Genomic DNA, 13,546 nt, shown 5'->3' with positions numbered 1-13,546 from the left:
CTCAGGCGAACTCAGAAGTACACCTGTGCCCGCATTTCGAAGATATGCGGGTTCACTTGCAGACGGCCCCGGTCGCTGAAGGCCCATACGTAGTTGGTCTGAAACTTCAGATGTTCGCCGAGGTACCAGTTGGCACCGACGGTCCAGTCGTGCTCTTTGCCTCCGGTAATCGCCCCATCATTGAGATCGAGTTCGCTGTAGCGCAGGGCCAGCTCCACGGCACCCCAGGCATGTGCGGGACGAATGGTCTGCAGGTCGCGTCCGTTGTAGCGGCGATCACCCACGTTGCCATCACTGTAGTAACGGGCTTCGCCGGTCAGCGTCCATGTCGTAAACACATAGAAGCCCTGCACGTTGTAGTCGGGTTTGCCGTGATAATGCTGTACCTGCGCCTGCAGATATTCACCCTGCACCGACCAGGGGCCGTCGATCCATAGCGCTTCGAAACCTTGCCGGTTCACGCTTTTGCTGTACGGCAGGTTCCCCGAATCCACCAGGCGAATCGGCGAGAGCCCGTCTTCGGGCCGGGCGCGCAGGCGCGCAGCAGGCGGCACGTTGCCGTGGTCTGCCCAGTCCAGCTTTTCGCGCGACGCGGATACCCCGAGATGCACGACCTGCCCCGGCCTGTTGATGGGTACCCAGGCCGCGCGGCCCGCCCAGGTGCGCCCCGGATTATTGCCGTCCAGATCCTTGCGCCAGAAATAGTCGCCTATGTTGAGAATGAAATGCGGACGCACAAAGGCCCAGTCGATACCGGCGCGCCGCCCTTCCCATACAGCCTGGGTCGGCAATGCTGATTCGATGAAGGTGGTGGCCGAGGTGCTGGTGACGCCCTCAAAGCCCACCGGCGTCTTGGAATAGCCGAATCGGAAGTTGCCGAGATCCTGACCGATCACGCCGCTGCTGCGGAAGCGCACAAAGGCATCTGCCCACTGGTTGGCCTGGAAATCGTACTGCGCGATGGCGTCGTACAGGCCCGGCTTGCGCACATACAAGCCTAGATATTTGCGGCGATTGGTGGCCGCGTCTTCGAACCGGCCGCCATCGTTCGAGAACTGGTTGACGTCGTACTGATACAGCACGGCCAACCCGACGTCGGTACCATCCGATGCAGTGATGTGGGTGGGCCAGTTGCTGTAGAAGTCGTAGTTGTCGGCCAAACAGACGACCGGCCAGGCCAGCGAAAGCAGGCTCCATGAAACTACGCGGCGTACTAATTGCTTCGGCATGGCCTGAGGTGGTCGTCTTCGGTTCATGGGCTCGCCTCCCAACGAGTCATTGCATGCTGTTCAACCTGTCGGGCGTCAGGAAATGACATTTGTGCATATGCACATGCCCCGGCGCACCCGGGCGGCCACGTTTGGCCATCCAATCGCGCGCCTTGTTCTCCGAGCCACCCTACATGCCTTCCCTGGCGTGATACATGTTTCGAATGCTTGACAGTCAGCAACGCCTCGGGGCGGACTCTGTCACGAAAACTCCACGCGTCAGGCCTTACATCTGAGATCTGCTGAGGGGATTGGCATCGAGGCGATGTCCATGACCGAGTATCCGACGCTGATCGTCTACAACGCGAAGATCCACACCGGCGTGTCGCATCGTCCCGAAGCGCAGGCCATGGCCGTGCACGGCCGGCGCATTGCGGCCGTGGGCACCAACGGCCAGATCCGGTCCCTGGCAGGCCCGGCAACGCAGGTGATCGATGCAGGACGGCGACGGATCATTCCCGGTCTTATCGATTCGCATATCCACCTGATCCGTGCCGGCCTCAGCTACAACCTGGAGCTGCGCTGGGACGGTGTGCCATCGCTGGCGGATGCCATGCGCCTGCTTGCCGATCAAGTGGCGCGCACGCCCCCACCGCAATGGGTGCGGGTGGCGGGCGGTTTCAGCGAGCACCAATTTGCGGAGCACCGCCTGCCAACGCTCGATGAGCTCAATCAGGTGGCGCCTTCCACGCCTGTGTTCATCCTGCACCTGGGTGACCGCGCGTTGCTCAACGCGGCAGCGCTGCGCGCGTGTGGCTATACGCGCGATACGCCGGACCCGCCCGGCGGGCATATCGAGTGGGATAGCACGGGGGCGCCTTCGGGTCTGCTGCTGGCAGCGCCTGACGCGTCGTTGCTGGAAGATGCGCTGGCGCACGGCCCAACGCTGCCCCACGAATATCAAATCAATGCCACGCGCCATTTCATGCGCGAGCTCAATCGGCTGGGTGTTACCAGCGTGATCGACGCCGGAGGCAGTCATTTGCGTTACCCCGACGATTACCGCGTCATTGAAGAACTTCAGCAGCACCATTTGTTGACCGTTCGCTTTGCCAGCCACCTGTCAGCGCCAACGGCCGGTGAAGAATTGCGCGATTTCAATCGCTGGACGTCGATCCGGCGACAGGGCGAAGGCGACGAGTTCTATCGTCTTCAGGGCGCCGGCGAAGTACTGGTGCATTCGGCCATCGATCATGGCAACTTCCGCCAGCCGCGCCCCGATATACCGCCATGCATGGAGTACGACCTCGAGCAGGTGATTCGCTTGCTGGCCGAACGCCAATGGCCGTGGCGCATGCATGCGACCTATGACGAAACCATCAGCCGCGCGCTGGATGTGTTCGAGCGTATCGACCGGGACACGCCGCTACAGGGGCTGCCCTGGTTTTTCGATCATGCCGAAACCATCTCTGACCAGAATATGGCGCGCATAGCCCAACTCGGCGGCGGCATCGCCGTGCAGCATCGCATGGCCTTTCAGGGCGAGTATTTCGTCGAACGCTACGGCGCGGATGCGGCTGCGCACACGCCGCCGTTCAAGCGCATGCTGGAGCTGGGTGTCCGCGTGGGCGCAGGCACCGATGCCACCTATCTGGCGAGCTACGATCCGTGGACGTTGTTGCACTGGTTGACGACGGGCAGAACGGTAGGCGGGCTGGCACTCTATCCGGCAAGCCACTGCGTAGACCGCGGCGCGGCACTCGCCTTATGCACGCGCGCGAATGCCTGGTTCTCCGGCGAGGAAGGGGTCAAAGGGCAGCTCGATATCGGGCAGCTGGCCGACTTCGCCCTGCTCTCGCAGGATTACTTTGAAGTGCCAGACGAGCAGATACGCCAGATCGTTGCCGAGTTGACTGTCGTGGATGGACGCGTGGTCTATGCCGATGGCGACTTTCGCGCGCACGATCTCGCAGCTCCGCCACCCATGCCCGATTGGTCACCGGTGAATTTCGGTAGCCGATGCGAAAAAGCTGCGCCGGGTGCGGCGGTGCCCCGCCGTGCCTCAGGCACATGATTCGCCTCGATTACCGGGCGACCCGCAAGCGCCTGCGAACCCGGCCCGCCGGCCTAATCTGACTCAGGTCATAGCATCTCCCCAGTTGCGATTGCCAGACTCTGTCCGCTAACCCCACCCGCAATCATCCCCTATGCCCACCGCCACCTCGCCGCAGCGATCCACCTCGCCTGTGCCTATGCTGTTGGCCGCACCGCACCGGCCGATGTTCCTGCTGGGCGCCCTCGCCCTGCTTGGCAACATGATCTGGTGGACGTGGGCGCTGGTCGCTGCATGGCAGGGGCTGCCATTTGCGCGTACAGCCATGCCGGTCGCGTGGGCGCACGGTTTTCTGATGCAGTACGCGACGCTGTCGCCATTCGTGTTCGGCTTTCTGCTCACCGTCTTTCCGCGCTGGATGAATCTGACAGACGTGCCGCGCCGTACCTATGCCGCCGTATTCGCTCTGATTTTGGGTGGTGGCTTGTTGGTGCTGGCTGCACAGAGCGGAGCACCCGGCACCTTGCCTTTCGGCCTGCTGGCGATGCTCGCGGGCTGGCTGCTGGCTACCGCGGCCCTGGGTTTACGGCTGCACCAGCACCACTACCGCGATATCTGGGCTCGCTCGGCGTTTGCTTCCGTAGCCTTTGGTGCTCTTGGTCTGGCACTCGCACTGGCGTATGCCTGCGGCGCGCCGCCGATGCTGATGCGGGCTGCCATCGACATCGGCACCTTTGGCTTGCTGGTACCGGTGTACTTCACCGTGGCACACCGCATGGTGCCGTTCTTCTCCAACAATGTGGTGCCGGGGTATCGCGTCGTGCGACCCACCTGGTCACTGGTCGGCATGTGGGTGTTCACGCTTGCTCATCTGGTGTTGGAGCTCTGTGCGGCCAACCGCTGGCGGTGGCTGGCCGATCTGCCGCTCGCCGCGCTGCTGTGGTGGCAATGGCTGGCCTGGCAACCCTGGAAGGCTCGCCGCCCCGGGCTACTGGCGGTGCTGCACATCGCACTCGCCTGGTTGCCGCTGGCCTTTACCCTGTTTGCAGCGGACAGCCTGACGCTGTTGCTGCACGGGACCAGCGGCTGGGCTCGCGCACCGCTGCACGCCCTGACCATTGGCTTCCTCAGCTCGATGTTGGTGGGCATGGTGACGCGTGTGACACATGGTCACTCGGGCAGGCCGCTGGCCATGGGTATCATTCCTTGGTTTGCCTTTATCGGGATCCAGCTGACGGCCGTGGTTCGCGTGCTTGCTGACGCCACCGCGCATCCCTGGCCCGGCTATGTGGCAGCCGCGGTGCTCTGGCTGCTCGCCCTGCTGCCGTGGGTGCTGCGATCGGCATGGATCTATCTGACGCCGCGCCGCGACGGCAAGCCCGGCTGAGTCAAATACATTTTGGAAGGAGGACCTGCGCATGGCGCTTTTCCAGCAGGCCAACGAGGTAGGCATAGCCACGCTGATCGATCGCTTCTACGACAAGGTGCGAGCGGACGAACAGCTCGGCCCGGTGTTCAACGCGGCGATTGAAGACTGGCCCGCGCACAAGCTCCTTCTGCGCGACTTCTGGTCGTCGCTGGTGCTGCGTACACGGCGTTATCAGGGCAATCCCATGGGCGTGCATCGCGCGCTGCCGCCGTTTCCTCAGGCGCTGTTCCATCGCTGGTTGGCGCTATGGCGCGAGACCGCACTCGACATATTTGAAGCCCCCACGGCCGACCTGTTTATCGGAACGGCTGAGCGCATAGCCCAGAGCCTGAGCATGGGCATGAATATGGGGCGGTTGTCGCTGGAGCATCCGTCGCGCGTCATCGGGCCGCTGCACATCGTGTCCTGATACCGCAGCAACCAATGCGGTGTCTTTCCGTTGCACGTGAGCACGGAAACAGGAGTACACTTATTTAATGAGAATGACTCGCATTAGTAAGTGGATGGCCAGCCTGCTCGTTCTGTGGCTGGCCTGCACTGGTCTGACAGTCGCGGCAGAGTCGCCGGATACATCGGCCGCCGTCTCGCAGACATGGCAGATGCTCGACTATCTCGCGACTGACTACGCGGGCGCTGTTCGCGACGGCACGGTGGTGAGCCCGTCGGAATACGCCGAAATGCAGGAATTTGCGCGCAATGCGCGCGAGCGTATCCGTAGCCTCCCGCCATCGTCCGCATCATCGGGCCTGTTGCATGAGGCAGACACGCTTGTGGCATCGATCGATGCCAAGGCTTCGCAAGGCGATGTGGCGCAACACGCGCACGCGCTGGCCGATGCATTGCTGCAGGCCTATCCCGTTCCCACCGCGCCCTCCCATGCGCCGAATCTGGCCCACGGTGCCGCGCTGTACCAGTCCCAGTGCGCCGCGTGCCATGGCACGGGCGGCCGCGGTGATGGCCCGGTCGGGCAAACCCTGTCACCCCGTCCGATCGATTTCACTGACCAGACACGTGCGGACCAGCGCAGTGCGCTCTCGCTCTATGAAGTCATCACACAGGGTGTCGAAGGCACGCCCATGGCGAGCTATGCCACCGCGCTTTCCGATAACGACCGCTGGGCGCTGGCCTACTACGTCGGCACACTGGCGTATCCCGACGCTCCCAGCCAAGGCGAACAGGCATGGCACCACAACGATTCCGCGCGCAGCGATATCACCTCGCTCAATGAGCTTTCCCGTGCCCGCGTGACGCAACTGGCGCCCGCGCTGGGCCAGGAGCAGGCAAGACTTATCGTCGGCTACCTGCGCAGCCACCCGCAGGCCGTACATCAGGCGCTGGCGGGTATTCCGTTGGCGCGTGCCCGTCTGGCGGCGAGCGTGACCGCTTACCGCAACGGCTCCGTCGAGGAAGCCCGCCAGTTCGCGCTGTCGGCCTATCTCGACGGCGTGGAGCCGGTCGAAGCACAGCTCAATGCGCATGATGCAGCGCTGCGCGCCACTATCGAAACAGGCATGGGCGCCTATCGCACGTTGTTGTCGAAACAAGGCAGCGCTGATGAAGTCGCATCGAGTGCATCGTCCATCGATGCGCTATTGGTCAGGGCGGATGCAGTAGTAGCCGAAGCGGCGAGCAACCCGCTGACGATTTTTCTTGGCGCGTTCACCATCCTCGTACGCGAGGGGTTAGAGGCCTTGCTGGTGGTTGTGGCGTTGCTCGCCTTTTTGCGCAAGGCCGACCGGCATGACGCCACGCGCTATGTGCACGCCGGCTGGCTGCTCGCGTTGCTCGCCGGCGGGATCACCTGGGCCGTCGCTCGCTACGCCATCTCGATCAGCGGCGCGAGCCGGGAACTGACCGAAGGGCTTTCCTCGCTGTTCGCCGCTGCCGTACTGCTTGGCGTGGGGCTGTGGATGCATCAGAAGAGCATCGGCGGCCGCTGGCAGGCCTACCTCAAAGCGAAAATGACCACTGCACTGGATCGCCGCTCGGCGTGGTTCGTGTTCGGCCTGACCTTTATTTCCGTCTACCGCGAAGTATTCGAGACCATCCTGTTTTACGCAGCCCTGTGGAATGAGGGCCAGGGGATATGGCTACTCGCAGGCATCGTCACCGGCGCACTGCTGCTGGGCCTGATCGCCTGGGCGCTGCTGCGTACCAGCCGTCGCCTGCCGCTGGGCCTGTTCTTCTCCATCAGCTCGGCGGTGATTGCCGTGCTTGCCGTGGTGCTGACCGGCAAGGGCGTGGCGGCGCTGCAGGAGGCCGGCTGGACCTCGGTAACGGTGGCTCCCGTGCCGTCCGTCGACCTGTTGGGCATCTACCCCACCTGGCAATCGCTGCTCGCTCAGCTTGCGGTAGCGGTGATGTTGGCCACCGGATTCGCGTTCAACCGCTGGCGCGCACGTACGGCCTGAGCGGCCTTAGCGGATCAACAGGTCGCGCTTGCCGGGCTTGCCGTCCCACGCGGCAGCATCCGGCATGGCCGGTTTCTTGGCGGTGATCACGGGCCACTGACGGGCCAGCTCCGCGTTGATCTTGATAAACAGGGACTGGTCCGACGGCACGTCGCCCTCGGCATAGATGGCGTCTACCGGGCACTCGTCGACGCACAGAGTGCAGTCGATGCACTCATCGGGGTCGATCACGAGGAAATTGGGGCCCTCGTGGAAGCAGTCCACAGGGCACACCTCGACGCAATCGGTGTGCTTGCAGTTGATGCAGTTTTCGGTGACGACGTGGGTCATGCCTTATCCCTCGGGCCTGACCGCGCAGCCTACCGGTGACCAGGGCCTATCTCCCTGATTCATGTCAGAGAAATTACTGAAGACAACAGGCAGGCAAAAGTCGCATGATGGGCAGAGGGGCTCCAACCTGCGGCAACGTACCACGTGAGTGGTGTGGGGGCCGCTGCGAAAAAATGATCTGTGTCATCGAAGTGCGACGTTTCTGCAGGGCAACATCCCGCCAATTAATGAGGGTAGTTTCCGTATGCCGAACACTGAGTACTACCACGACAGAGTAGTTCGACTGTTCCTGCTGGCCGCCGCCGTGTGGGGAATCATCGGCATGTCGGTAGGCGTTTACGCCGCTGCCGAGTTGATGTGGCCAGCCCTGAACTTCGACATTCCCTGGCTGACCTTCAGCCGCATCCGTCCTGACCACACCTTCGGCGTGATTTTCGCCTTCGGCGGCTCGGCCTTGATGGGCACCTGCTACTACGTGGTGCAGCGCACAGGCCACACCCGGCTGGCGTTGCCCAACCTGGCCCTGATGACCTTCTGGGGTTGGCAGCTGGTATGCGTGCTCGCCATGACGACCATGCCGCTGGGTATCACCCAGAGCAAGGAATACGCGGAACCGGAATGGTTCGTCGATATCCTGATCGCCGTGGTCTGGGTGTCCTTTGGCGTCGTGTTCTTCGCCACGCTGGCCCGCCGGCGTATCAAGCACATCTACGTCGCCAATTGGTACTACGGCGCATTCATCATCGCCGTAGGCCTGCTGCATATCGTCAACAACATCGCGCTGCCCGTCAGCCTCACCAAGTCGTACCCGGTGTACTCCGGCGTGGTCGATGCCATGGTGCAGTGGTGGTATGGCCACAATGCCGTGGCGTTTTTCCTCACGGCGGGCTTCCTGGGCATGATGTATTACTTCGTGCCGCGCCAGGCCCAGCAGCCGCTGTGGAGCTACCGCTTCTCCATCGTCAATTTCTGGGCGCTGATTTCGGTCTACATGTGGGCCGGCTCGCACCACCTGATGTACACCGCCCTGCCCGACTGGGTGCAATCGGTCGGCATGGCGTTCTCGTTGATCCTTCTGATGCCCAGCTGGGGCTCGGCGGCCAATGGCCTGCTGACCTTCAATGGTTCCTGGTCAAAACTTAAAACCGACCCGGCCGCCAAATTCATGGTGCTCGCGCTGGTGTTCTATGCCGCCGCCACCTTCGAAGGCTCGATGATGGCGATCAAGACGGTCAATTCGTTGTCGCACTACACCGACTGGACCATTGCCCACGTGCATTCGGGTTCCATCGGCTGGGTGGCCATGATCACCATCGGCTCGCTCTATGCCATGGCGCCGCGCGCGCTCGGCCAGGAGGCGATGTATTCGCGCGCCGGCATGGAACTGCACTTCTGGCTGCACCTCAGCGGCCTGCTGCTCTATGTAGGCTCGATGTGGACGGCCGGCGTCACCGAGGGCCTGATGTGGCGCGCCACCAACGCCGACGGTTCGCTGACCTATTCGTTCCTGGACAGCCTGATCGCCATAAAGCCGATGTATCTCATCCGCTGGTTTGGCGGCGTGCTGGTGCTGTCGGGCATGGTGGTGATGGCCTGGAACCTGTGGCACACGGCCGCTGACGCGCGAGCCCGCTTGATCAAGCCGATTCCTGTACCGATTCCCGAGCCGGAACCGCATCAGGTGCCCGCCCCACTGCCGGCAGCCGGTTGAGGAGCGCGCCATGTCCTATAAACAGTTCGAAGCGATTGAAAAGCACGCCGGCCTGCTCGGCATCCTTACCGCGGTGATGGTGTCGATCGGCGGCCTGGCCGAGATCACCCCGCTGTTCATGGAAGCCCATGCGGTCAAGGCGCCCGCCACGGTGAAGCCCTATGACCCGGTGCGCCTGGCCGGGCGCGATATCTATGTGCGCGAAGGCTGCTATCTGTGCCATTCGCAGATGATTCGTGCCCTGCGCGCCGAGACCCAACGCTACGGTCACTACTCGATCGCGGAAGAGTCGGTGTATGACCGTCCGTTCCAATGGGGTTCCAAGCGCACCGGCCCCGACCTCGCACGCGTCGGCGGCAAGTATTCCGACCTGTGGCACGAGCTCCACATGACGAACCCCCGCCAGGTCGTGCCCGAATCGAATATGCCCGGCTACCCCTGGCTGACCAAGACCAAGCTGGATGCCGCTGACATCCAGGCGCGCATGCGCGGGTTGCGCAAGCTGGGCGACCCGTACACCGACGCCGACATCGCCAGCGTGCCGGGGGCCGTGAAAGACAAGACGGAGATGCAGGCGCTCATCGCCTACCTGCAAGGCCTCGGCATCAAGAACGAACCGGTCGCCGCAGGCACGGGAGCATCCGCACCGGCCAGCGATGGAGGTGAGCCATGAGCGATGTCTGGACCGATTTCTGGGGACACCTCACCGGCGTGATCATCGTGGTGATCATGTTCACCTTTATCTGCATCTGGGCTTGGGCGTGGAGCGGCCGTCATAAGAAGCCGTTCGATCGCATGGCGCAACTCCCGATGGAAGACGACATGGACCACTACGGCGCGACGCAGAATGCACGCGCAAAGGATCAGCAGCCATGAGCCTGTTCTGGTCGCTATGGATCATGTTCCTGATTGTGTTCAACCTGGGCATCACTCTGTTCCTGTTTCTGTGGGCGCCACGCGCCAAGATTCCGGTGCAGAAAGACGGCACCAGCGGTCACGTGTGGGCGCATGGCGTACTGCGCGAAGGCGTGCGCAATCTTCCGCGCTGGTGGATTGTGCTGTCGGCCAGCATGTTCATCGTCGGCTTCATCTATCTGGCTCTGTTCCCCGGCTTCGGCCGGGCCAAGGGCCTGCTGGACTGGACCTCGCACAATGAACTGGCAGAACACACCGCCGCCAACAATGCCAAGCTGGGCGATGAGATGACGCGCTTCTCGCTCTACCCGATCGAGCAGCTCTCGCAGGATAAACAGGCCCTGCATCTCGGAGAGGTTCTTTTCCGGGACAACTGTGCTGCCTGCCACGGCCGTGCAGGCAAGGGCAATCAGCTGGTGGGTGCGCCCGACCTCACTGACAACGACTGGCTGTACGGTGGTGACGGCAAAGCGATCTTCACCTCCATCCACGACGGCCGCGCCGGCGTGATGCCGCCATGGGCAAGCCTCGGCGAAGAGAACGTGAAAAACCTCGCCCAGTACGTGCTCAGCCTGTCAGGCTCGCCGCACAACGAGCAGCAAGCGGAGGCCGCCAAGCCCCTGTTTGCGACCTGCGCGGCATGCCACGGTCCGGATGGCAAGGGCAACCAGGCCCTGGGTGCGCCCAATCTCACCGACAAGATCTGGTTGCACGGCGGCAACGTAGCCGACGTCGAGAAGAGTATTCACGATGGCCGCCAGGGGCAGATGCCGGCATGGAGTCCGCGGCTTACCGACGACCAGATTCGCGTGCTGGCCGCCTACGTGTATCACCTCTCCCATCAGGATCATGTCGACTAGCCATGTTCAATCCGCATCGCCCGCCTCGGCCTGGTACCGCCAACCGATACTCTGGCTGGGGCTGGCGATTTTCGGTGCCTCGCTTGCAGGCTGCGTATGGCTGATTGTGCTGGGCTCGCGCCACGCCGATGATCCCGTGGATACGCCGCACAAAGTGTTCGGCGTACCCTCCAGCAGTCACAGCAGCCGCAAGCCCACATGAACACCTACGAAGCCTGGGCGCATCCACAGCTTGCCGCGCAGGTATTACGCAAGAGACGTGACGGACACAGCGAAGTCGCCCTGCGTGTCGATGCACTGCAGGGCGCTCGCCAGATACTGCGGCTTGAACAGGTGATCCATGCCCTGCCCGGCGTGCGGCGCGTCTCCGTCGACGCGCCGTCCAAGCGCGTGCGGGTGGTGTGGGATCGGGAGCGCACGTCGCTGCCGGCCCTCCTGCAGACGTTTGCCTCCATGCGTTGCGCTGCGCAGCCGTTGCGTAGCGACAGCATTGACGACTCGCGTTCGCGCGAAGCTCACGACATGCTCAAGCGGCTGCTGGTCGCAGGCATGTGCGCCATGCAGGTGATGACCTATGCGTTTGTGATCTACATCGGCGTGGTGGACTTCGTAGACTTCACCACGCGCGGCCTGTTCCGCTGGCTAAGCCTGATCTCCACCGCACCTGTGGTGTTCTACTCTGCGCATCCCTTCGTGCGTGGCGCGTGGCAAGAGCTGCGTGAACGCCGGCTCGGCATCAACCTGCCGGTGGCGCTGGCCGTATGGCTGGTGTTTCTGGCCAGTACACTCAATACCGTGCGCGGCAGCGGCGATATCTATTTCGATTCGGTGAGCATGTTCGTGTTTCTGCTGCTCGCAGGCCGCTACGTCGAGCTCAAAGCACGCCATCGCAGCGGCGCATTGGGCGACGCCGTGATCGACAGTACACCACTGCTCGCCGAACGCCGCCGCGACGATGGCAGCCTGGAAACCATTCCGGCCATCGAACTGCTCCCGGGTGATCGCGTCCACATCAGCGAAGGCGCCGCGGTGCCGGCCGACGGACTGCTTGAAAGCGACACCGTACAGGTGGACGAATCCCTGCTGTCGGGCGAATCACGACCGGTATGCCGACAGCGTGGTGAGCGACTGGTGGCAGGCAGTGTGCTCATCGATGGCCCCGCTGAGCTACGCGTCGAGCACAGCGGTGACGAGACCGCCGCCGCTCGCGTGGGTGCGCTCAGCACACGAACCCGCGTCGCCCGTAATGCCGCGTCCGTAGTGAACGATAGCGAGCTCGGCCGCTTTGTGGCGCGTGTGCTGCTGCTGACACTGGCGACGGCTGTCGGCTGGCTGATATTCGAGCCCTCTCGCGCGTTCGAGTCCGCGGTGGCCGTATTGGTGATCGCCTGCCCTTGCGCTTTCGCCCTCACCGCCCCCAGTGCATTGACGCGCGCGCTGGGCGTATTGGCGCAGCGCGGCGTACTGGTTGCGGACAGCAGCGCGTTGGCGCGCATGGCCAACGTCGACGTCGCCATGTTCGACAAAACCGGCACGCTGACTGAGCCGCATATCGATCTGGCAGAAGTACGCACCATCGGGCCGTCCGACAAGACGGCATGGCTTCCACTCGCCGCCGCGCTGGCGCGAGAAAGCTCCCACCCCATCGCTCGCGCCGTAGCCCGCGCCACCGGCCCCGTCGCACATCAGGACATGCAGGATGTCCGCGTGTCGCAGGGCCAAGGTGTTGCAGGGCAAATCGGTGGTCACATGCTGCGTCTCGGGCACGCAGCGTTCGCCGGAACAGGCAACGATGCGTCTCACGCTGGCGAAGGCGATCTCTGGCTCGCCGATGCGTCTGGGCCGCTCGCCGCGTTCCGCGTCAGCGAGACGCTACGCGCGGATGCCTCGCAGGCACTGCAGTCGATGCGAGAGGAAGGCATGGTCACGATCATGGCCAGCGGCGACACCGCCCTGCGCGCCGCCACGATCGCCAGCGAGCTGGGCATTACGGAATGGCATGCACGCTGCTCGCCAGAAGACAAGCTCGCACTGCTGCAGCACCGGCGGAGCCAGGGACACGTGACGCTGGCCGTTGGCGACGGCAGCAACGATGCGCCGGTACTGGCCGGCGCCGATGTCTCGGCCGCACTCGCCTCCGGCACGGAGCTGGCACAGGCGCACGCGGATTTCCTGCTGCTTCACGGACGCCTGCATGGACTGGTCGACGCCCGCCACATCGCATGCCAGGTGAGGGATGTCATTGCCCAGGGCCGCCGCTGGTCGCTGGGCTACAACCTGTGCGCCGTGCCGTTCGCGGCGTTTGGCTTGGTGCCACCGTGGCTGGCTGCCATCGGCATGTCGGTCAGCTCGATCGTCGTGGTACTCAACGCATGGCGCATCGGACGCGATGATCAGGTCAAGCCGGCGATGCCCCTATGAATATCCTGCTCGTGCTGATTCCAGTGACCATGGTGATCGTGATCGTGGCGGTCGCGATCTTCTTCTGGGCAGTCAATCACCAGCAATTCGACGACCTGGACAGCCCCGGCGTGCTGCCACTGATGGAAGAAGCGGAAACAGAGAAACCGCCGCATGCCGCGACACCTCACGAGGACACCGATCAGGTCGCGCCGCGCTAAATCCCAGG

The 13,546-nt window shown here is 63.3% G+C and carries 13 protein-coding genes; 11 read left to right on the top strand and 2 right to left on the bottom strand.

Translation table 11 applies throughout. The features are described 5' to 3' along the window. Positions 1-11 precede the first annotated feature (11 nt). On the bottom strand, positions 12-1,256 hold the full coding sequence (locus tag OQE56_RS02195; RefSeq protein ID WP_267221087.1) for an OprO/OprP family phosphate-selective porin: 1,245 nt from the start codon (positions 1,254-1,256) through the stop codon (positions 12-14). Between the two features lie 283 nt (positions 1,257-1,539). On the opposite strand from OQE56_RS02195, the gene OQE56_RS02190 reads away from it, so the two are divergent. The 4 genes from OQE56_RS02190 (at position 1,540) to OQE56_RS02175 (ending at position 7,101) form a co-directional block, all read left to right on the top strand. Beyond that, on the top strand, positions 1,540-3,282 hold the full coding sequence (locus tag OQE56_RS02190) for an amidohydrolase (protein ID WP_267221085.1): 1,743 nt from the start codon (positions 1,540-1,542) through the stop codon (positions 3,280-3,282). A gap of 133 nt (positions 3,283-3,415) precedes the next feature. Continuing rightward, on the top strand, positions 3,416-4,648 hold the full coding sequence (locus OQE56_RS02185) for an NnrS family protein (RefSeq protein ID WP_267221082.1): 1,233 nt from the start codon (positions 3,416-3,418) through the stop codon (positions 4,646-4,648). Positions 4,649-4,679: 31 nt separating this feature from the next. Then, the gene (locus OQE56_RS02180) at positions 4,680-5,099 is read left to right on the top strand and encodes a group III truncated hemoglobin (protein WP_267221080.1); all 420 of its coding nucleotides are present in this window, start codon (positions 4,680-4,682) and stop codon (positions 5,097-5,099) included. A gap of 67 nt (positions 5,100-5,166) precedes the next feature. Continuing rightward, complete coding sequence (locus OQE56_RS02175; RefSeq protein WP_323748547.1) at positions 5,167-7,101, top strand: FTR1 family protein; 1,935 nt, start codon at positions 5,167-5,169, stop codon at positions 7,099-7,101. A gap of 6 nt (positions 7,102-7,107) precedes the next feature. Here OQE56_RS02175 and fdxA read toward each other — a convergent pair whose 3' ends face one another. Beyond that, a complete protein-coding gene (gene fdxA, locus OQE56_RS02170; protein ID WP_267221078.1) occupies positions 7,108-7,431 on the bottom strand; it encodes a ferredoxin FdxA in 324 nt (107 codons plus the stop codon). A gap of 244 nt (positions 7,432-7,675) precedes the next feature. Here fdxA and ccoN point away from each other — a divergent pair, with 244 nt between their 5' ends. Genes ccoN through ccoS form a run of 7 tightly spaced genes read left to right on the top strand, consistent with a single transcriptional unit; the run spans position 7,676 to position 13,538 of the window. Continuing rightward, positions 7,676-9,142 carry a cytochrome-c oxidase, cbb3-type subunit I gene (gene ccoN / locus OQE56_RS02165; protein ID WP_267221077.1) on the top strand — a complete coding sequence of 489 codons (1,467 nt, stop codon included), beginning with the start codon at positions 7,676-7,678 and terminating at the stop codon, positions 9,140-9,142. Between the two features lie 10 nt (positions 9,143-9,152). Further along, positions 9,153-9,815, top strand: coding sequence for a cytochrome-c oxidase, cbb3-type subunit II (gene ccoO / locus OQE56_RS02160; RefSeq protein ID WP_267221076.1), 663 nt, complete (start codon positions 9,153-9,155; stop codon positions 9,813-9,815). Beyond that, positions 9,812-10,018, top strand: coding sequence for a cbb3-type cytochrome oxidase subunit 3 (locus OQE56_RS02155; protein ID WP_267221074.1), 207 nt, complete (start codon positions 9,812-9,814; stop codon positions 10,016-10,018). Before ccoO ends, OQE56_RS02155 begins: the two co-directional genes overlap by 4 nt. Then, positions 10,015-10,917, top strand: coding sequence for a cytochrome-c oxidase, cbb3-type subunit III (ccoP, locus tag OQE56_RS02150; RefSeq protein WP_267221072.1), 903 nt, complete (start codon positions 10,015-10,017; stop codon positions 10,915-10,917). The genes OQE56_RS02155 and ccoP overlap by 4 nt, the downstream gene beginning before the upstream one ends. Continuing rightward, a complete protein-coding gene (locus OQE56_RS02145) occupies positions 10,907-11,119 on the top strand; it encodes a hypothetical protein (protein WP_267221070.1) in 213 nt (70 codons plus the stop codon). The genes ccoP and OQE56_RS02145 overlap by 11 nt, the downstream gene beginning before the upstream one ends. Continuing rightward, positions 11,116-13,338, top strand: a complete 2,223-nt coding sequence (locus OQE56_RS02140) for a heavy metal translocating P-type ATPase (protein ID WP_267221067.1) — start codon at positions 11,116-11,118, stop codon at positions 13,336-13,338. The genes OQE56_RS02145 and OQE56_RS02140 overlap by 4 nt, the downstream gene beginning before the upstream one ends. After that, entirely contained in the window at positions 13,335-13,538 is a 204-nt protein-coding gene (gene ccoS, locus OQE56_RS02135; protein WP_267221065.1) for a cbb3-type cytochrome oxidase assembly protein CcoS, read from the top strand. Before OQE56_RS02140 ends, ccoS begins: the two co-directional genes overlap by 4 nt. Positions 13,539-13,546 lie beyond the last annotated feature (8 nt).

It is taken from the genome of Dyella silvae (assembly GCF_026421305.1).
GTDB lineage: Bacteria > Pseudomonadota > Gammaproteobacteria > Xanthomonadales > Rhodanobacteraceae > Dyella > Dyella silvae.
The sequence above is the reverse complement of the archived record's forward strand: the minus strand, read 5'-3'. Positions and strand labels throughout refer to the sequence as shown.